The sequence below is a fragment of the Salmonella sp. 32070601201500089SM genome (assembly GCF_017573605.1).
Lineage (GTDB): Bacteria > Pseudomonadota > Gammaproteobacteria > Enterobacterales > Enterobacteriaceae > Salmonella > Salmonella enterica.
The window spans coordinates 56,983-77,443 of record NZ_JAGETK010000019.1; the positions used below are offsets into that span (position 1 = coordinate 56,983).

The 20,461-nt window shown below is 53.1% G+C and carries 17 protein-coding genes; 12 read left to right on the forward strand and 5 right to left on the reverse strand.

The genetic code is table 11. The features are described from left to right. Positions 1-13: 13 nt before the first annotated feature. The 3 genes from J4728_RS21975 to J4728_RS21985 all read right to left on the reverse strand — a co-directional run bounded on the left by J4728_RS21975 (position 14) and on the right by J4728_RS21985 (position 3,494). Positions 14-910 (reverse strand): LysR family transcriptional regulator, encoded by an 897-nt coding sequence (locus tag J4728_RS21975; protein ID WP_001054596.1) that lies wholly within the window; start codon positions 908-910, stop codon positions 14-16. Positions 911-1,024: 114 nt separating this feature from the next. Further along, positions 1,025-2,218: a mandelate racemase/muconate lactonizing enzyme family protein gene (locus J4728_RS21980; protein ID WP_024147486.1), complete on the reverse strand. Its 1,194-nt coding sequence runs from the start codon at positions 2,216-2,218 to the stop codon at positions 1,025-1,027. 13 nt (positions 2,219-2,231) lie between these two features. After that, on the reverse strand, positions 2,232-3,494 hold the full coding sequence (locus J4728_RS21985) for an MFS transporter (RefSeq protein ID WP_000061257.1): 1,263 nt from the start codon (positions 3,492-3,494) through the stop codon (positions 2,232-2,234). 304 nt (positions 3,495-3,798) lie between these two features. Here J4728_RS21985 and yidA point away from each other — a divergent pair, with 304 nt between their 5' ends. The 6 genes from yidA to J4728_RS22015 all read left to right on the forward strand — a co-directional run bounded on the left by yidA (position 3,799) and on the right by J4728_RS22015 (position 9,637). Next, complete coding sequence (gene yidA / locus J4728_RS21990) at positions 3,799-4,644, forward strand: sugar-phosphatase (protein WP_001627195.1); 846 nt, start codon at positions 3,799-3,801, stop codon at positions 4,642-4,644. Between the two features lie 260 nt (positions 4,645-4,904). Further along, positions 4,905-5,594, forward strand: coding sequence for a D-galactonate utilization transcriptional regulator DgoR (dgoR, locus tag J4728_RS21995; protein WP_000174317.1), 690 nt, complete (start codon positions 4,905-4,907; stop codon positions 5,592-5,594). After that, a complete protein-coding gene (locus J4728_RS22000; protein WP_208212401.1) occupies positions 5,591-6,469 on the forward strand; it encodes a 2-dehydro-3-deoxygalactonokinase in 879 nt (292 codons plus the stop codon). Before dgoR ends, J4728_RS22000 begins: the two co-directional genes overlap by 4 nt. Continuing rightward, positions 6,453-7,070: a 2-dehydro-3-deoxy-6-phosphogalactonate aldolase gene (locus J4728_RS22005; protein WP_001198742.1), complete on the forward strand. Its 618-nt coding sequence runs from the start codon at positions 6,453-6,455 to the stop codon at positions 7,068-7,070. Before J4728_RS22000 ends, J4728_RS22005 begins: the two co-directional genes overlap by 17 nt. After that, positions 7,067-8,215 carry a galactonate dehydratase gene (dgoD, locus tag J4728_RS22010; RefSeq protein WP_000704735.1) on the forward strand — a complete coding sequence of 383 codons (1,149 nt, stop codon included), beginning with the start codon at positions 7,067-7,069 and terminating at the stop codon, positions 8,213-8,215. The genes J4728_RS22005 and dgoD overlap by 4 nt, the downstream gene beginning before the upstream one ends. 84 nt (positions 8,216-8,299) lie before the next feature. Further along, complete coding sequence (locus tag J4728_RS22015) at positions 8,300-9,637, forward strand: MFS transporter (RefSeq protein WP_000253524.1); 1,338 nt, start codon at positions 8,300-8,302, stop codon at positions 9,635-9,637. Positions 9,638-9,662: 25 nt separating this feature from the next. Here the strand turns inward: J4728_RS22015 and torS are convergent, their stop codons facing one another. Then, the gene (gene torS / locus J4728_RS22020; RefSeq protein ID WP_208212403.1) at positions 9,663-12,398 is read right to left on the reverse strand and encodes a TMAO reductase system sensor histidine kinase/response regulator TorS; all 2,736 of its coding nucleotides are present in this window, start codon (positions 12,396-12,398) and stop codon (positions 9,663-9,665) included. 79 nt (positions 12,399-12,477) lie between these two features. Between torS and torT the strand changes: the two genes are divergently transcribed. Then, a complete protein-coding gene (torT, locus tag J4728_RS22025) occupies positions 12,478-13,518 on the forward strand; it encodes a TMAO reductase system periplasmic protein TorT (RefSeq protein ID WP_208212405.1) in 1,041 nt (346 codons plus the stop codon). Here the strand turns inward: torT and torR are convergent. Then, positions 13,491-14,183 carry a two-component system response regulator TorR gene (torR, locus tag J4728_RS22030; RefSeq protein WP_001562512.1) on the reverse strand — a complete coding sequence of 231 codons (693 nt, stop codon included), beginning with the start codon at positions 14,181-14,183 and terminating at the stop codon, positions 13,491-13,493. The genes torT and torR overlap by 28 nt on opposite strands. 129 nt (positions 14,184-14,312) lie before the next feature. Here torR and torC point away from each other — a divergent pair, with 129 nt between their 5' ends. From torC to J4728_RS22055, 5 genes are all read left to right on the forward strand, one after another. Continuing rightward, positions 14,313-15,497 carry a pentaheme c-type cytochrome TorC gene (gene torC, locus J4728_RS22035; protein ID WP_001230255.1) on the forward strand — a complete coding sequence of 395 codons (1,185 nt, stop codon included), beginning with the start codon at positions 14,313-14,315 and terminating at the stop codon, positions 15,495-15,497. After that, positions 15,487-18,039 carry a trimethylamine-N-oxide reductase TorA gene (gene torA / locus J4728_RS22040; protein WP_023209025.1) on the forward strand — a complete coding sequence of 851 codons (2,553 nt, stop codon included), beginning with the start codon at positions 15,487-15,489 and terminating at the stop codon, positions 18,037-18,039. The genes torC and torA overlap by 11 nt, the downstream gene beginning before the upstream one ends. Next, a complete protein-coding gene (gene torD, locus J4728_RS22045; RefSeq protein ID WP_000595422.1) occupies positions 18,032-18,664 on the forward strand; it encodes a molecular chaperone TorD in 633 nt (210 codons plus the stop codon). The genes torA and torD overlap by 8 nt, the downstream gene beginning before the upstream one ends. Positions 18,665-18,853: 189 nt before the next feature. Continuing rightward, on the forward strand, positions 18,854-20,254 hold the full coding sequence (locus J4728_RS22050; protein ID WP_208212407.1) for a cytochrome-c peroxidase: 1,401 nt from the start codon (positions 18,854-18,856) through the stop codon (positions 20,252-20,254). A 5-nt stretch (positions 20,255-20,259) separates the two neighbouring features. Further along, the coding region (locus J4728_RS22055; RefSeq protein ID WP_116560536.1) for an ATP-binding cassette domain-containing protein at positions 20,260-20,461 on the forward strand (202 nt) is incomplete at its 3' end.

The following is a 20,461-nucleotide window of genomic DNA, read 5'->3' on the forward strand; positions in this document are numbered from 1 at the left end:
CTTAATCCCCGGCCTACCGCTGGTTGGCCGGGGCATCATGATGTTCTCCGACATAGCTGAATAAAAAATCTCTAAAGCGCTGCGTGGCGGGCGTTTGTGCGCGCCACGCATGGTAATACACGTTCATATTGCGCCGCAGCGGAGGCGTGAGCGAACAGGTCGCTAATTGGTAGCTTTTGGCGTAATGGCGGGAAAAGGTTCCGGCGATCACCACGCCTTCACACTGCGCCGCCAGCGACATGGCGGTCGCCATATGTTCCACCGTCATTTTGGGCTTAATGCGCACGCCAGCGGTTGCGGAGATCATCGGAATGGATTCGTTGCCAACGGCGATCAGCTCTTCGCTTTGAATCTCTTCCCAGCGAACCGTTTTTTTATGCAGCCGATAGTCCGGATGGCAGTACAGGGCGATTTCCGTTGTGAACAGCGTTTGTTTGTCGATTTCCGGTTCCAGCGGCCGCTCCGGGCCGATACCAAAATCGGCTTCTCCCAACATAATGCTTTTTTGTAATTGCGACATGGGCTTATCAATAAGCTGTACGTGGGTATGCGGATGCTGCCGCTTAAAGGCATGGATGATTTGCGGCAGAAAAGCACAGGCGATCAGCGGCGCGCCAACAACCCGCACCAGGGATTTTTTGATCTCTTTCAGGTCGCGGGCATAATTTTCGGCCCGTTGAAACTCTTCAACAACCCGCATGGCGGCGGGTAAAAACTTTTCGCCGTCGGGCGATAGCTTCACCACGCGCGAAGTGCGGTCGAAAAGGGAAACCTCCATCTGGCTTTCCATTTCGTTGATTAAACCGCTAACAGCTCCCTGCGTGATGCACAGATATTTGCTGGCGGCGGTAAAACTACGCAAATCCGCGACGGCCAGAAACGCGCGAAATTGCCGGATAGTTAAATTCATTTGCCACCTGTGTTACCCCTTTACTGAGAGGATTTTATCTCAGGCTGGATAAGGTCGCGTTGATACGACTCGCAAATACAGGGTGTCTGCCTGCGGCGCAGGCAGACAGTTGGCTTATTTTACGGTGATGGTTGGTGATTTTTTCATGGTTTCTTCGGTCAGTTCCTGGCCGATGCCGGGAAGCTCCGGGACTTCGTACATGCCGTTCTTCGGCAGGTAGTTGTATTTACAGGTCTGTGTATTCGGCTCCAGCAGCGCATACCGGTGCAGTTCGTGGATGACGAAGTTAGGGATTGCGGTTTCCATATGCAGCGCCACTGCTGTGGAAATCGGCCCGCCGCAAACGTGGATTTGCACCGTTTTGTCATAAACATGCGCCATATCGCAGATTTTCTTCACTTCGGTGATGCCGCCGCAGGTACAAATATCGGGCTGGATCACGCTCAGGCTGCCGTTTTCCAGGAAAGGACGGTATCCCCAGCGCCAGTAAATGCGTTCGCCAGCCGCCAGTGGAATATTAACTTTATCAGCCACTTGTTTCATTTGTCCGGGGTTTAACGGCATGACCGGTTCCTCGTAGTAGAAGATGCCCAGCTCTTCTATCATGCGGCCAAACTGAATCGCCGAGGTGGTATCCGTAAAAGCGTGCATTTCGGCGATGATATCAACGTCCGGGCCGACCGCATCGCGAATGGCGGCCATACGGTCGTAGCCCAGACGCAGGATTTTATCGGTGAGAGGCCCGTTGAGGTTTTGCTGGTTCCAGTTGCCGTGGCGATCCATTGCGACGGTATCCACTTTTATTGCGTCATAGCCTTCGCTGACGGCGGTCAGCGCCGCCTGTGCATACTGCTCCGGCTCGGTCAGCATATCTTTATCGCTGCCGTCCCCCCAACCAAACTGTAGCTGACTGGCGTAGGTTCTTATTTTCTCGCGACTTTTGCCGCCAAGCATTTTATACAGCGGCACGCCCCACGCTTTGCCTTTGATATCCCACAGCGCGATATCGATGCCGCTCATCGCCGCGGAAAAAATGCCGCCGCCGCCCTGCCCCCAGAAGGTTTTTTTGAGCATTTTTTCCCAGATAGCTTCGTTATTCATCGGGTCCATGCCGATGATAATGGCCGACAGGTCTTTCGCCATTCCGATGCCCGCAGAAGCGCCGACGCCGTAAGCCAGCCCGACTTCGCCAAAACCGGAAATGCCCTCATCGGTATTAATTTTTACCACCACCGGACGCCATTTGCTGGTGGCGGACGCAAAATCGTTCGCCACATCAATAATATCAACGCTGGTAATTTTCATAATTTACTCCTCGTAATTAATATTTTTTAATCGTTAAGATTAATGCCGATACCACGGCGATAGCGCTGATAAAAACCAGGCATAGTAAGCCGCCGGTATAAGTTCCAGTGATAGAAATAAATAAGCCGATAAATACAGGAGATAATGAAGAGAGTCCATTGGCGACGCCGTTCATTACGCCGCTGGCGGCGGATATGGATTTTCCTGGTATCATTCCCTGTAATAACGTCCAGGCAACGGGGGTGCCCATCGTACAGAAAGCCACAGCAAAGGAGAGGAGTACTGCTGACATATATTTATGTTCGGTTATGGTACCGAAATAGATACTGACGCCAGCGAAAAACATTAATACCATTAATATGGGGGCGCTGCGTCCTATTTTATCGACGAAGACGCCTGCGGCCGCTTTGGCAAATATCGACAGGACAAAGGGAAGCGACGCCAGCCAACCCATTTCCGCCCAACTGAAACCTCTGGCTGATTTTAGATAGGTCGGTAGCCAGGTAATCATTCCCCAATATAAACATTGCAGACACAGATACCACAGCACCAGCAGCCAATAGCTGTAGTTGGTAATCACCGGTTTGACCCGCAACATAAAACTTTCGCTGTTGCCTGCGCTTTCCGTTTCCTGTCCAGCTTTGATATAAGCCAGTTCTTGTTCGCTGATACTTTTATGTTGTTCTGGTTTATCAGCAACATATCGCCAAAGTAGCCAAAGAGGGATTAACCCGAGAGCGGCGCATAAAAAGAAGTTGGAGCGCCAGCCGTGGGTGCCTATCCACCAGGTGAAAAAAGGCATCGCAATGGCGGGAGCGACTGACTGGCCGACGATCCACGCCGCGTTTGCTCTGCCGCGTTCCTGCTTCGGGAACCAGTTTTTAATAAATACGCTTTGCAGTGGATAATAAAATCCCTCTCCGATGCCCAGTAATATACGGCAAATAATAATTAGAGCGAATGATGTAGCGACTCCGCCAATCATTAAAGCGATAGTCCAGATCAGAATACAAAGCATCATTGCTTTTCTGGGGCCGAGATAATCACCAAGCGGTGATAATACAACGTTAGCGATACCATAAGCGGCCAGAAAGACGGTCATCATCATGCCGATTTGCAATGGCATACCTTCAATACCCATATAGGCTAAGAAGGGTTCATTCGCGGCTAATACCGAAACATTAACGCGATCGAGATAAGCAATAAATATTCCAATAAACAGACAGGCAACGATTAAAAATCTTTTCCTGGTTGGGGGGGCGGTAAGGGCCATCGACATTAGCGATCTCCTTCTCATCGGATAAGGTTATTTTAAAATATAAGTTTTTGTTGATTTTTACTGATTAAGAACCAATCCCATTAGGCTCTAAGTGATGATGTCCAAAGTAGCAATACACATTCTTTTAGAAAAACGGTATTTTCTGTTTGATTAATGAGGTTATCTAATACATCAGGAGGGAGAATACGGCCTGAAAAGGGGAATCCCGTTTGTGAATCTTATCCCCCTTTCTCTCGGATTCTTTGCTGTTTTTTGAGCGGAATCGCGTTAGCATGAGTCAGGACTCATTTAATGCGGGGATTTCATGGCTATTAAACTCATTGCTATCGACATGGATGGCACCCTTCTGCTGCCCGATCACACCATTTCTCCGGCGGTTAAAAACGCGATTGCCGCTGCGCGTGAAAAAGGGGTAAACGTGGTGCTGACCACAGGCCGTCCGTATGCGGGTGTGCACAGCTATCTGAAAGAACTTCATATGGAACAACCCGGCGACTACTGCATCACCTACAACGGGGCGCTGGTGCAGAAAGCAGGGGATGGCAGTACGGTGGCGCAAACAGCGCTCAGCTATGATGACTACCGTTACCTGGAAAAACTATCCCGTGAGGTGGGTTCTCACTTCCACGCATTAGACCGAAATACGCTTTATACCGCTAACCGCGATATCAGCTACTACACGGTGCATGAGTCGTATGTGGCGACCATTCCGCTGGTGTTCTGTGAAGCCGAAAAAATGGATCCTGCGACCCAGTTCCTGAAAGTGATGATGATCGATGAGCCTGCCGTTCTCGACCGAGCGATTGCGCGTATACCGGCAGAGGTGAAGGAAAAGTACACCGTGCTGAAAAGTGCGCCGTACTTCCTCGAAATCCTCGATAAACGCGTCAACAAAGGGACTGGCGTAAAATCGCTGGCCGAGGCGTTGGGAATTAAAGCCGAGGAGGTCATGGCGATTGGCGATCAGGAAAACGACATTGCGATGATTGAATACGCCGGTATGGGCGTGGCAATGGACAATGCCATTCCGTCGGTCAAAGAGGTGGCTAACTTTGTGACTAAATCGAACCTTGAAGATGGTGTTGCCTGGGCGATTGAAAAATTTGTGCTGAACCCCGATCACTCATCCGGCCATTTCCCCGCCCGATAAGGCATAGTCGCCATCGGGCAAATACGCGCTTAACGACCCGCACTTGCTGCGGGTTTTTTTATGTCTTTCGTTTACGTCTTATAACGTTCTCATAACTAATTGTCGTTTTTGTGATCTAAATTGTAGTACAACATAATTGTGTTGTACTACATTAATGGCATGATAACGACGGTTGATATCACGCTAGTACTACAAAATTGCGGCGTAATTCAGCTATCGCGGTAAAGTAAGAGAGTTCACATCGAGCACAAGGACTCTCTATGACTCTCAATAAAACCGATCGCATCGTTATCACGCTGGGCAAACAGATTGTCAGCGGTAAATACGTACCCGGTTCGGCGCTGCCAGCGGAAGCGGATCTGTGCGAGGAGTTTGAAACGTCGCGCAACATCATTCGCGAAGTGTTTCGTTCGCTTATGGCGAAGCGGCTAATTGAAATGAAGCGCTATCGCGGCGCGTTTATCGCACCGCGTAACCAGTGGAATTATCTCGATACCGACGTGCTGCAATGGGTACTGGAAAACGACTACGACCCGAGGCTTATCAGCGCGATGAGCGAAATACGAAACCTGGTGGAGCCAGCAATAGCACGCTGGGCGGCGGAACGGGCAACATCAAGCGATCTGGCTGAAATTGAGTCGGCGCTAAACGACATGATTGCCAACAACCAGGACCGGGAAGCGTTTAACGAGGCGGATATTCGCTATCACGAAGCAGTGTTGCAGTCGGTGCATAACCCGGTGTTGCAACAGTTAAATGTAGCGATCAGCTCGCTACAGCGAGCGGTATTTGAACGGACCTGGATGGGCGATGCGGCCAACATGCCGAAAACGCTCCAGGAACATAAGGCGCTATTCGATGCGATACGGCATCAGGATGGCGATGCGGCAGAGCAGGCGGCATTAACCATGATCGCCAGCTCGACACGAAGGTTAAAGGAAATCACATGACAGCTCGCTACATCGCAATTGACTGGGGATCGACCAATCTGCGCGCCTGGCTTTACCAGGGCGACAAATGCCTGGAGAGCAGGCAATCAGAAGCAGGCATTACACGCCTGAACGGTAAATCTCCTGACGCGGTGTTAGCAGAAGTCACAACACACTGGCGCGACAGCGCCACCCCCGTGGTAATGGCGGGCATGATCGGCAGTAACGTAGGCAGGCAAAATGCGCCTTATCTGCCGGTTCCCGCCCTGTTCTCCGCTATTGGCGAACAGTTAACCGCCGTTGGCGACAACATCTGGATCATCCCCGGATTGTGTGTCTCACGCGAGGATAACCACAACGTGATGCGCGGCGAAGAGACGCAACTGCTTGGCGCCCGCGAACTTTCTCCTTCTTCTGTCTATGTCATGCCCGGCACGCATTGCAAATGGGTACAGACTGATACGCAACAAATTCATGATTTTCGTACTGTGATGACAGGCGAACTCCATCACTTGTTGCTGCGTCACTCGCTGGTCGGGGCTGGTTTGCCGGAACAGGAAGCTTCTGGCGACGCCTATGCCGCGGGGCTGGAGCGCGGTCTTAATTCTCCTGCCGTCCTGCCTTCTCTTTTTGAGGTTCGCGCCTCGCACGTGTTGGGGCATCTTGCGCGTGAGCAGGTCAGCGACTTCCTCTCCGGCCTGTTGATTGGCGCGGAAGTCGCCAGCATGAGCGAATCCTTCGCGGCGCAACAGGCTATCACTCTCGTCGCTGGAACCGCGCTGATCTCACGTTACCAACAGGCGTTTAGTGCTATTGGGCGTGATGTTTCAACCGTGGATGGCGATATGGCATTTCAGGCTGGAATAAGGAGCATCGCTCATGCAGTGGCAAACTAATCTCCCTCTCATCGCTATCTTACGCGGTATTACGCCCGATGATGCCCTGGCGCACGTTGGCGCGGTGGTGGATGCGGGATTTGACGCTATAGAAATTCCGCTTAACTCCCCACAGTGGGAAAAAAGCATTTCTTCCGTGGTGAAGGCGTATGGCGGCAGGGCGCTTATTGGCGCTGGTACCGTACTGAAACCGGAACAGGTAGACCAGCTTGCCGGGATGGGCTGCAAGCTGATCGTCACGCCGAATATCCAACCGGAGGTGATCCGCCGGGCGGTGAGCTATGGCATGACCGTGTGTCCGGGCTGCGCCACGGCAACGGAAGCCTTTTCTGCGCTGGATGCAGGCGCACAGGCGTTAAAAATTTTCCCGTCGTCGGCGTTTGGTCCGGGCTACATCAGCGCGCTGAAAGCGGTACTTCCGCCGGATGTTCCGCTATTTGCCGTCGGCGGCGTGACGCCGGAAAACCTGGCGCAATGGATTAAAGCAGGCTGTGTGGGCGCGGGACTGGGTAGCGATCTCTATCGCGCCGGGCAATCCGTTGAACGCACCGCGCAGCAGGCTGCGGCATTTGTTAATGCGTATCGAGAGGCAGTGAAATGAAAATAACTCACATCACCACGTACCGTTTACCTCCACGTTGGATGTTCCTGAAAATCGAAACGGATGAAGGCGTGGTTGGCTGGGGAGAGCCGGTCATTGAAGGTCGGGCACGTACTGTAGAGGCGGCAGTACATGAGTTTGCCGACTACCTGATAGGGAAAGATCCGGCGCGTATCAACGACCTGTGGCAGGTAATGTACCGGGCCGGTTTTTATCGCGGCGGCCCGATTATGATGAGCGCCATCGCCGGTATTGACCAGGCATTGTGGGATATCAAAGGCAAGGTGTTGAATGCGCCGGTCTGGCAGCTCATGGGCGGACTGGTGCGCGACAAAATCAAGGCCTATAGCTGGGTGGGCGGCGATCGTCCGGCAGACGTCATTGACGGTATTGAAAAATTGCGCGGTATTGGTTTTGACACCTTCAAGCTGAACGGCTGTGAAGAGATGGGCGTGATTGATAACTCCCGTGCGGTGGATGCGGCGGTCAATACCGTGGCGCAAATCCGCGAAGCTTTTGGCAGTGAAATTGAGTTTGGGCTCGATTTCCACGGTCGCGTTAGCGCGCCGATGGCGAAGGTGCTGATTAAAGAACTGGAACCCTATCGTCCGCTGTTTATTGAAGAGCCGGTGCTGGCGGAACAGGCGGAATATTATCCGCGCCTGGCGGCGCAAACGCATATTCCGATTGCTGCAGGCGAGCGTATGTTCTCGCGTTTTGAATTTAAACGCGTGCTGGACGCGGGCGGGTTGGCGATTCTACAGCCGGATTTATCCCACGCGGGCGGCATTACCGAATGCTATAAAATCGCCGGAATGGCGGAAGCATATGATGTGGCGCTGGCGCCGCATTGCCCGCTGGGTCCAATCGCCCTGGCTGCCTGCCTGCATATCGATTTTGTTTCGCGCAACGCGGTATTCCAGGAGCAGAGCATGGGCATTCACTATAACAAGGGCGCGGAGCTGCTCGACTTTGTGAAAAACAAAGAAGACTTCAGCATGGACGGCGGCTTCTTTAAACCCTTAACCAAACCGGGTCTTGGCGTAGACATTGACGAGGCCAGGGTGATTGAACTTAGCAAAAGCGCGCCGGACTGGCGTAATCCGTTGTGGCGGCACGCTGACGGATCGGTAGCCGAGTGGTGATCGCCACGCTGTAGGCTCAACAAACGTCGCCCTCCGGGCAACCCAATTTAAATATAAAAACACACCCTCTGTAATTTACAGGGCATGGTGAGCGGCCTCGCTATGCCCAGAATCTGGAGACAGATGACGATGGATATTTCAGTTACAGCAGCACAGCCGGGGCGTCGCCGCTATCTGACGCTGGTGATGATCTTTATTACCGTGGTGATTTGCTACGTCGATCGCGCCAACCTTGCCGTGGCTTCCATGCATATTCAAAAAGAATTCGGCATTACCAAAGCGGAAATGGGCTATGTCTTCTCCGCTTTTGCCTGGCTCTATACGTTATGCCAGATCCCTGGCGGCTGGTTTCTCGACCGTATTGGGTCCCGGCTGACCTATTTTATCGCTATCTTCGGCTGGTCAGTCGCGACGCTATTGCAGGGGTTTGCGACGGGACTATTGTCGCTTATCGGCCTGCGCGCTATTACCGGGATTTTCGAGGCACCAGCCTTTCCGGCAAATAACCGGATGGTCACTAGCTGGTTTCCGGAGCATGAGCGCGCATCCGCAGTCGGGTTCTACACCTCCGGACAGTTCGTCGGACTGGCATTCCTTACGCCGCTGCTGATCTGGATTCAGGAAATGCTGAGCTGGCACTGGGTCTTTATCGTCACCGGCGGTATCGGGATTATCTGGTCATTGGTCTGGTTTAAGGTTTATCAACCGCCGCGTTTGACGAAAAGCCTTAGCCAGGCGGAGCTGGAGTATATTCGCGATGGCGGCGGTCTGGTGGATGGCGATGCGCCAGCGAAAAAAGAGGCCCGCCAGCCGTTGACGAAAGCCGACTGGAAACTGGTGTTCCATCGTAAGCTGGTGGGCGTCTACCTCGGTCAGTTCGCCGTAAACTCTACGCTATGGTTCTTTCTGACCTGGTTCCCTAATTATCTGACCCAGGAAAAAGGCATTACCGCGCTAAAAGCGGGCTTTATGACGACCGTACCGTTCCTGGCTGCCTTTTTTGGCGTACTACTCTCCGGCTGGCTGGCGGATAAACTGGTGAAAAAAGGCTTCTCGCTGGGCGTGGCGCGCAAAACGCCGATTATTTGCGGTTTGCTCATCTCCACGTGCATTATGGGCGCTAACTACACTAACGATCCGTTGTGGATTATGGCGTTGATGGCGATAGCTTTCTTCGGCAACGGATTTGCGTCCATTACCTGGTCGTTAATCTCTTCGCTTGCGCCGATGCGGTTGATTGGCCTTACCGGCGGTATGTTTAACTTTATCGGCGGGTTGGGCGGGATTAGCGTACCGTTAGTGATTGGTTATCTGGCGCAAAGCTACGGTTTTGCTCCGGCGCTGGTCTATATCTCCGTTGTGGCCCTGCTGGGCGCGCTGTCTTACATCCTGTTAGTGGGCGATGTGAAACGCGTCGGATAAGTTGGCCGTGGCGAGCCGGAAGCTATTATGGCGAAGGATGATCGGCTATCCATGCGTCGAGCGCCGTCACTCCCTGCGTCACGATAGTTTTAATATCTATATCGCTTAGCGGTTGCAATTCCAGCTCCCGACAGGCTTCGGTTGCCTGCGTCATCCCCAGGCTGGCGCAGCCGCTTTTTAATTTATGCGCCAGCCGCTTAATGTTAACGTCGTCATTCATGGCGCGCGCCGCCTCGATCTCCTCGACTAAAGGCAGCGCGCTGTCTTTGAATAACGCGATCCATTGCCGGAGTTTTTCCGGGCCGACAGACGCCATATCGCCGGCAAGCTGATGTTCATTCAGCATCGCCCGCGCGTTGTGAGATTTGCCCTGTAAATAGTGCGCTATCATGCGGTAAAGCTCCTCGCGGGGAACGGGCTTTTGAATAATCCCGCAGAAAAGACCGGCGGTACGCTGACGAAGATTATCGTCTATCACATGTGCGCTAAAACCAATGCGTTTCATGGCGGGATACAGGCTCATCAACTGCTGCGCCAGGGTTAAGCCGTCATAATCCGGCAAATCAAAATCCACCAGCGCGACATCAAAGGACTCGCCTTCGGCTAAACAGCGTAGCGCGTCATTCGCGCTTTCAGCTACTGAGACCTTCACCCCTTTGCCCGTGAGCATTTCAGCGGTAATACGCTGCGTCAGCATATTATCTTCAATCAGCAACAAGCGTAGTCCGTTAAGATTTATCGGTTCCCTGAACGCACTTTTACTTGCGGGTTTGGAGTGGCAAACCGGCAGTTGTAAACGAAAACAACTGCCAACATGAAGCGTACTGGTGACGGTTAGCGTCCCGCCCATTGCCTCTGCCAGGCTGGCGCTGATAGCCAGCCCCAGGCCCGTCCCGCCCCGGCGTCCTGTCGCCTGCACAAACGGTTTGAAAATAGCCGTCAGCTTCGCCTCAGGGATACCGCACCCGGTATCTTCAACCTCAATAAACCAGCTCTGATCGTCGCAAAACGTGCGCAGCACTATGCTGCCGCGATCGGTAAATTTCGCCGCATTACTTAAAAGATTAATCACAATTTGACGTATCCGGCGCGGATCGCCTTGTAGCGTGGAAGGGAGTTGCTCGCTAAAGTCGGCGATGAGCGCCACCTGCACGCGGCTGTGCATTAAATGCAGCGCGCTATTCAACAATTGTCGCGGTTCAAACGGCTCCTCGCTAATAGAAACGTTGGTGCCGCCTACTTCAATCGCCGAGTAATCAAGAATATCGTTAAGAATCGCCAGTAGCGATTCGCCTGAATCATTAATGGCCTGTAAGTCGTCGCGGTAGTTTGCCATGAGCGGTTTATCGGCCAGCAATTGTACCGTACCGAGAATGCCGTAAAGCGGCGTGCGAATTTCATGGCTCATGGCGGCAAGGAACGTCGATTTCGCCTCGTTGGCCTTTTCCGCTTCGGCGCGCGCCTGCCGGTGTTCCAGCACCAGCGCATGAAGCTCCGCCGTTTGCGAACGCACCTGTTCCGCCAAATCCTCACGATGGCGGTTCAATTTGCGCACGTTGGCGCGAAACGCTTCCATCAGACGGCTGATGGTATCCAGTTCGCTGACGCCAGCCGCCTCCGGAAACGGTGAGTCAATATCGCCCTCCAGTAACCGCTGTAAGGCCTGCGTTTGTTGCGCCAGCGGGCGGGATACGGAACGGTAAACCACTCGCCAAAGAATAAAACTTAATGAGCACAGCGCCAGGATACCTAAGATCACTAACCCTATTTGCCCACGCTGACTGGCGTGTGTAAGACGCGCTAACCCAGCTTCGTTTCGTTTTTCGATGGCGTTCACCAACTGCGACACTTCCGTACTGAAGCGGGTAAACTGAAAGAGGTTATTGGCCATAAGCGTTTGAAGCTGGTCGCGGATGGCGTTTTCCTTACGAAACAGGGTAACCAGTGTGGTGTACTGATTTATTTTCTCCAGCGCGTCGGCGATTTGGGCGCGAACGGTAGGATCTTCTATACGCTGCTGGCGGCGGGATAAAATTTTAACCAACTGATTAAGTTTTTCATCGGTGTCCTCGGCATCGCTCAGCCCTTGCGCGTCTTTTAAGGTCACAATGAGCTGCTTAAACCGCAGGGCATTGACCCGCAGCTCATTCATCTGATTCACATACTCAAGGTCGATATCAATCAGTCGGTCAAGCGCGCGTTCAGCCTGATCCCCTTTACCGCTTTCGATAAGATCGTAAATACCGGCCTGGGTGGCGCCCGCAGATGTCGCGGCATTATTGGCCTGACCGTGAGCCTGGGCGGCAATGCTTTCCGCCGCCTCCGCAATCTGGCGGCTTAACTGCTGTTGCTGTGCGCGCAGCGTGAGAATTTCACCGACCAGCGTTCCCTGTTGCCCAAGCGTTTGCGCAATCTCTTTTTCTTGCCGGGCGATGGCCGAGGTATTAAACCCCTGCTCGCTTAATGCCTGCAAAAGATGGTTAATTTTAAGGCTTTGCGCTTTCAGCATCTTCCCCTGCGCCAGCCAAACGCCCTCACTGTCGGCATTGGTCAGATTTTGCGCGGAAAAGAGCTCGTAAGCGCTGGCTTCGCTTAACTGCCTGGCCATATTCATCGTGGGGAGCAGCGCTTGCGTATTGGTTTGCTCCACCTGACTAATGACGCGCAGGCTTATCCAGCCGATCACGGTGCTGAGCAGAGTGAGTGCCGCCATCAGGGCGAAGGCCAGCCATAATCTGCGGGTCAGTGAAGGCGTTGACATTTATGCGCCGCGGGTGAAATGGGTTGAGTTGCCGCCGGAAAAACCATTAGGATAAAACCTTGTTGCTGGTGGGGCTATCATGCGCGCGCTTATTTCGTTCTTTTTTTTGATAATCATCGTCTCGAATGTAGAAACGGCGTCAGCCGAAACCGGGCTGTTACACTGGACGCGCGCCGATCGGGCGATTCCCTGGCGGCAAACGTCAGTCAATGCGAGTAAACCCTGGAAACTGTGCGCATTATACCCCAGCCTGAAAGATTCTTACTGGTTGTCCGTCAACTACGGGATGCAAAAAGCGGCCAAATTGTATGGCGTTGATTTAAAAGTGCTGGAAGCGAATGGCTATCGGCAACTGGCGACGCAACAACAGCAAATGACGCAGTGCCGGGAGTGGGGCGCCGACGCTATTCTGCTTGGCAGCAGTACCATTCGTTTCCCGGAACTGGAACGGTATGCCGGTAATGTGCCGGTTATTGAAGTGGCGAACGTGATACGCGACGCCAGCGTGGCAACTCACGTCGGTCTGCCGTGGTTTCAGATGGGTTATCTGCCGGGACGTTTCCTGGTGCAGTGGAGCAAAGGAAAAGCGCTTAACGTTTTACTCTTCCCGGGGCCGGAAGAAGCCGGCGGCAGTCAGGAGATGGTGGCGGGTTTTCGTCAGGCAATTAAAGGCAGCGCCATCAACATTGTGGATATCGCCTGGGGCGATAACGACATTGAAGTGCAGCGAAACTTACTCCAGGAAATGCTGGAACGCCATCCGGACGCCAATGTGGTCGCCGGGTCGGCGATAGCGGCGGAGGCGGCGATGGGCGAAGGGCGTAATTTGACGACTCCGCTCACGATCGTCTCATTTTATCTGACGCATCAGGTTTATCGCGGTTTAAAACGCGGCCATATCCTGATGGCGCTCAGCGATCAGATGGCCTGGCAGGGAGAATTAGCGATAACGCAGTCGATTAAGGTCTTACAGGGGCAACCGGTGCCTGAAAATATCAGCCCGCCGGTGCTTATTTTGACGCATAACAACGCCGACAGCGCGCGCGTTCGCCGTTCGCTATCGTCTCCGGGATTTCGGCCCGTCTATCTGTATCAATACACCTCCGAGGCTAAAAAGTAGCCTTCGCCATGCTGTGTGACCAGCAGTTCCGGCGTAATTTTATGGCGTAAGCGGCGAACCAGGACATCAATCGTGCGGAGATCCGGGGTCTCTACGCGGCGGGCGGAAAGCATTCGCAGCAGGCGTTCGCGATGCAGCACTTTGCCTGGGTTGGTCACAAAGGCCAGCAGTAGCTCGTACTCCGCGCGCGTAAGCTTAATGGCTTCACCATTGTGCTCCAGCGTGTGATTCATCACGTTCAGGCAGTAGCCGGAAAACATATAGCAGTTTTCACTGGCATTTTGCGGCGTGGGGCGGGCCAGATCGATACGCCACAAAAGATTTTTTACCCGCACTACCAGCTCGCGCAGTTCCAGCGGCTTGGTGACGTAGTCGTCCGCGCCCATCTCCAGCCCGACGATGCGGTCGATTTGGTCGCAACGCCCCGTCACCAGAATAATGCCCACCGTGGAACGTTCGCGTAGCGCCCTGGTCAGCATCAACCCGTTTTCATCGGGGAGGTTGATATCCAGCAGGATCAGCGAAACGTGCTCATGCTCCATGATGTCACGCAGGCCCGCGCCGCTGTCGGTCACCGAAACGCGATACCCCTCCTGCTCAAAATAGGCCTGTAATCTGGCCTGAGTAACAGGTTCATCCTCAACAATAACAATGTGATGTGACATCCTGCGCGCGGTCTCTTTCTGTTCATATCTGTTCATATATTGCCGTATCCCGTTCATCCTGACCAGTGACGCTGTTCATATTTGCGGAATAAGATCTGCGCATTAAACCATATAATTACAGGGGCTATTATGCGAAAACTCTGGAGAGCGCTACTCAGGCCAAGCGCCCGTTGGTCGATACTGGCGCTGGTCATTGTCGGGATTGTGATCGGCGTTGCGCTGATCGTGTTACCTCACGTCGGTATCAAACTGACCAGTACGACAGAGTTTTGCGTCAGCTGCCATAGTATGCAGCCGGTGTATCAGGAATATAAACAGTCCGTACATTTCCAGAATGCTTCCGGCGTACGCGCGGAATGCCACGATTGCCATATCCCCCCTGATATTCCAGGCATGGTGAAACGTAAGCTGGAAGCCAGCAACGATCTTTACCAGACATTTATCGCCCACTCGATTGATACCCCGGAAAAATTTGAAGCCAAACGCGCCGAGCTTGCCGAGCGTGAATGGGCGCGCATGAAAGAGAATAACTCCGCGACCTGTCGTTCCTGCCATAACTACGATGCGATGGATCACGCGAAACAGAACCCGGAAGCGGCGCGGCAAATGAAAATCGCCGCGAAAGAAAATCAATCCTGCATCGACTGTCATAAAGGGATTGCCCACCAGCTACCGGATATGAGCAGCGGTTTCCGCAAACAGTTTGATGAACTGCGCGCCAGCGCCAGTACGCATAATGACGGCGATACGCTCTATTCGCTGGATATCAAGCCGATTTACGCCGCTAAAGGCGATAAAGAACCGGCAGGTTCGCTGTTACCTGCTTCTGAAGTGAAAGTCCTTAAACGGGACGGTGACTGGCTGCAAGTGCAAATCGAAGGCTGGACGGAGACGGACGGTCGCCAGCGCGTGCTGACGCAGCTGCCCGGTAAACGTATTTTTGTCGCCTCGATTCGCGGCGATGTGCAACAGCATGTGAAAACGCTGGAAGAGACCACTGTCGCGGCGACTAATACTCAGTGGAGCAAATTACAGGCAACCGCGTGGATGCAAAAAGGCGACATGGTAAATGACATTAAACCGATTTGGGCCTATGCCGACTCCCTCTATAACGGCACCTGTAATCAGTGTCACGGCGCGCCGGACAAAGCGCACTTTGACGCTAACGGCTGGATCGGCACGCTCAACGGCATGATCGGTTTCACCAGTCTGGATAAGCGTGAAGAACGTACCTTGTTGAAATATCTCCAGATGAATGCGTCTGATACCACCAACACGCCGCACAGCGATAAGGGAGAAAACAATGAAAAATAAGGACACGCTACACGTCTCTCGTCGACGTTTTCTGGCGCAGCTTGGCGGTTTGACGGTGGCAGGAATGCTGGGGCCGTCACTGCTGACGCCCCGTAGCGCCCGCGCAGCGGATGCCGTTGCGCCAGGCGCCGCGACGAAAGAGGGTATCCTTACCGGCTCTCACTGGGGGGCGATTCGCGCCACGGTGGTTGACGGTCGATTTGTGGCGGCAAAACCGTTTGAACAGGATAAATACCCGTCCAAAATGATCGCCGGCCTGCCCGATCACGTCCACAACGCGGCGCGTATTCGCTATCCGATGGTGCGCGTCGACTGGATGCGCAAAGGTCATCAAAGCGACACCTCGCAGCGCGGCGATAATCGTTTTGTGCGCGTCTCCTGGGATGAAGCGCTGGATCTGTTCTATCAGGAACTGGAGCGGGTGCAAAAAACCTACGGGCCGAGCGCGTTACTGACGGCGAGCGGCTGGCAATCTACCGGCATGTTCCATAACGCCTCCGGGATGCTGGCGCGCGCGATTGCGCTACATGGCAATAGCGTTAGCACGGGAGGGGACTATTCGACCGGCGCGGCGCAGGTGATTCTGCCGCGCGTGGTGGGTTCAATGGAAGTGTACGAGCAGCAAACGTCATGGCCTCTGGTTTTACAGAACAGTAAAACGATTGTGCTATGGGGTTCTGATATGGTGAAAAACCAGCAGGCAAACTGGTGGTGCCCGGATCACGATGTCTATCAGTACTATGAACAATTAAAAGAGAAGGTTGCCAGTGGTGCTATCTCGGTTATCAGCATCGACCCGGTTGTTACCTCCACGCACGATTATCTGGGGCGCGATAAGGTCAAACATATCGCCATTAACCCGCAGACGGATGTCCCGTTACAACTGGCGCTGGCGCATACCCTGTACAGCGAGAAACTGTACGATAAAAATTTCCTCGATAACTACTGCGTCGGTTTTGACCAGTTCCTCCCCTATTTGCTGGGCGAGAAAGATGGACAGCCCAAAGATGCTGCCTGGGCGGAAAAACTGTGCGGTATTGACGCCGACACCATCCGCGCGTTGGCGCGGCAGATGGCGGGCGACAGAACGCAAATCATCGCTGGCTGGTGCGTGCAACGTATGCAGCATGGCGAACAGTGGTCATGGATGGTCGTCGTGCTGGCGGCAATGCTGGGCCAGATTGGTTTACCGGGCGGCGGCTTTGGTTTTGGCTGGCACTACAACGGCGCCGGGACGCCTGGCCGTAAAGGGATCATTTTAAGCGGCTTTTCCGGTTCGACGACCGTTCCGCCAGTGCACGACAGCACGGATTACAAAGGCTACAGCAGCACCATTCCTATTGCGCGTTTTATGGATGCCATTCTTGAACCGGGCAAGATCATTAACTGGAACGGGAAATCGGTTAAATTACCGCCGCTGAAGATGTGCGTGTTCGCCGGGACCAACCCGTTCCACCGACACCAACAAATTAACCGCATAATTGAAGGCTGGCGCAAGCTGGAAACGGTCATCGCTATTGATAACCAGTGGACGTCGACCTGCCGCTTTGCGGATATCGTTTTGCCGGCTACCACCCAATTTGAGCGTAACGACCTCGATCAGTTCGGCAACCACTCTAACCGCGGCATTATCGCCATGAAACAGGTGGTGTCGCCGCAGTTTGAAGCGCGTAACGACTTTGATATTTTCCGCGATCTCTGCCGACGCTTTAACCGTGAAGCGGCATTCACGGAAGGTCTTGATGAAATGGGCTGGCTGAAACGCATCTGGCAGGAAGGGAGCCAGCAGGGAAAAGGTCGCGGTATCCACTTACCGACTTTCGAGGTGTTCTGGAATCAACAGGAGTACATCGAGTTTGATCATCCGCAGATGTTTGTGCGCCATCAGGCTTTCCGTGAAGATCCGGACCTGGAGCCGTTGGGCACGCCAAGCGGTTTGATCGAGATTTACTCCAAAACGATCGCCGACATGCAATACGACGATTGTCAGGGCCATCCCATGTGGTTCGAAAAAATCGAACGCTCGCATGGCGGGCCGGGATCGCAGCGCTGGCCGCTGCACTTACAGTCCGTCCACCCTGATTTCCGTCTGCATTCCCAACTGTGCGAGTCGGAAACGCTGCGTCAGCAATATGCCGTTGGCGGCAAGGAGCCGGTCTTTATTAACCCACAGGATGCCAGCGCGCGCGGGATCCGCAACGGTGACATCGTGCGGGTATTCAATGCACGCGGGCAGGTACTGGCGGGAGCGGTAGTTTCCGATCGCTATGCGCCGGGCGTGGCGCGAATTCATGAAGGCGCCTGGTACGATCCTGATAAAGGCGGCGATCTCAACGCGTTATGTAAGTACGGCAACCCTAACGTATTAACGCTGGATATCGGTACATCACAGCTCGCGCAGGCGACCAGCGCGCATACGACGCTGGTGGAAATTGAAAAATATACCGGCCCTATGGATAACGTCACGGCGTTTAACGGTCCGGTCGAGATGGTCGCGCAGTGTGAATATGTACCCGCATCGCAGGGGAATCCGCATGATTAAGCAGCCAGCGCTTGCTCAGGAACAGTACGCCTGCGTATATGCATGGCTGGCGTTACTCTTTTTCCGGGAAGTGGATGATGAAGGGTTAATACAATTACAGTCCGCGGAGATCGCGGACTGGCTGGCGCTGTTAAAGCGTCAGCCTGCGCTGGCGGCGTCGGTGGCGTTACTCGAACAAAAAATTGCCGCGCTTAGCCTGCGCCAGGATGCGCAGCTGGAGCTGGCCGCAGATTTTTGCGGATTGTTCCTGATGACGGATAAAAAATCGGCCTTGCCCTACGCCTCGCAATACCCACAGCAGGAACCCGGCATGATTAAACATTTATTGCTTGAAGCCGGGATGGAGGTCAACGACGATTTTAAAGAGCCGACCGACCACCTGGCGATTTATCTGGAATTACTCAGCCATTTACATTTTTCATTGGGTGAATCGTTCCAACAACGGAGAATGAATAAATTACGCCAGAAAACATTGTCGTCATTACTGGAATGGCTTCCGGAATTTACAAATAATTGCCTTAAGCATGATCCCTATGGTTTTTATGCTGCGTTAAGTCAATTATTGTTGGCTATCGTTCGTTTTGATGACGGAAAAGAGGATTTATCCATTGTTGCGGTTGAATAAACCCTGTGACGGGCATCGCAAAATAAATCTTACGATAGTCGGGGGTTATCATATCTATAGGTTTAGCCAATTGTAATTATTGATACCAATCAATATCCACTATGGGTTTGTATTTAGTATTGACGGGCCTCATGAGTAAAAAAATAAAATTTAATTAATCATGCCGCAATACCCCATAAGGATAGTGATATGAAAAAAATTACCCTCTATGCGACAACGGTTATCACCGTTGGGCTGTTATGTTATTTAGGTTTGTCCGGGTATGTATGGTATTACGACAAACAGCGCAGTAAAAAAAGCGATGTGCAGGCCTCGGTTGTGGGTGAAAATAATAAAATACTGGGTTATTTCAGGGAGAAAGGATGTGATTATTGTCATACGCCTTCCGCTGAATTGCCTTTTTATTCCTCTTTTCCGGTGGCAAAGCAGCTAATGGATTACGATATCCAGCTCGGTTACAAATCGTTTAACCTGGAGGCGGTACGGGCCGCCCTGATTGCGGATACGCCGGTGCCGCAAAGCGAACTGAATAAAATTGAATGGGTTATGCAACATCAGACTATGCCGCCAACCCGCTATGTCGCGCTGCACTGGGCGGGGGGCGTCAGTGATAAAGAGCGTACTGACATCCTGAACTGGATAGCCGATCAGCGTGAGCGCAACTATGCCAGCGCCGATACCGACCCCGCGCACCGGAATGAACCCGTTCAGCCTATTCCGTGCAATATTCCCGTCGATGCGAAAAAAGTCGACTTAGGTTTCCGGCTTTATCATGATGAACGTTTATCCGGCGACAGCACAATATCCTGTGCGCATTGTCACGCGTTAAATGCGGGCGGTGTCGATGGCAGAAAAACCTCAATTGGCGTTGGCGGTGCGGTAGGACCAATAAATGCGCCGACGGTATTCAACTCCGTATTCAATATCGAACAATTTTGGGATGGTCGTGCTGCAACCCTGCAGGAGCAAGCAGGCGGACCGCCGTTAAATCCTATTGAAATGGCCTCTAAATCCTGGGATGAAATTATTAGCAAGCTTGATAAAGATCCTGTCCTGAAAAAAGATTTCCAGGCGGTTTATCCGCAAGGATTTACCGGGGAAAATATTACTGATGCGATCGCCGAATTTGAAAAAACGTTGATAACGCCGGATTCCGCCTTTGATAAATGGCTACGTGGAGATGAAAATGCGCTGACCGCGCAACAGAAACACGGTTATCAATTATTTAAAGAGAATAAATGTGCAACCTGTCACGGCGGTATCATTTTAGGCGGGCGCTCTTTTGAACCATTGGGATTAAAGCGAGACTTTAATTTTGGCGAAATTACCGCAGCGGATATTGGTCGTATGAACGTCACCAAAGAGGTTCGCGATAAATTACGGCAAAAAGTCCCGGGCTTACGCAACGTCGCGTTAACGGCGCCTTATTTCCATCGGGGCGACGTACCGACGCTGGATGGCGCGGTAAAACTGATGCTGCGTTACCAGGTTGGCACCGATCTGCCGCAAAACGATATTGACGATATCGTCGCCTTCCTGGAAAGCCTGACCGGTGTTTATACGCCATATCAACCTGAATATGCGCAATGACAATGATGCTTGAAGCCAGAGATCTGTACTGCGAGCGGGACGAGAGGACGCTGTTTCGCGGGCTGTCGTTCACCGTGGAGGCCGGGGAGTGGGTGCAGGTCACCGGCGGCAACGGCGCCGGAAAAACCACCCTGCTGCGCCTGCTGACCGGGCTGGCGCGCCCGGACGGCGGCGAGGTGTACTGGCAGGGCGAGCCCCTGCGCCGCG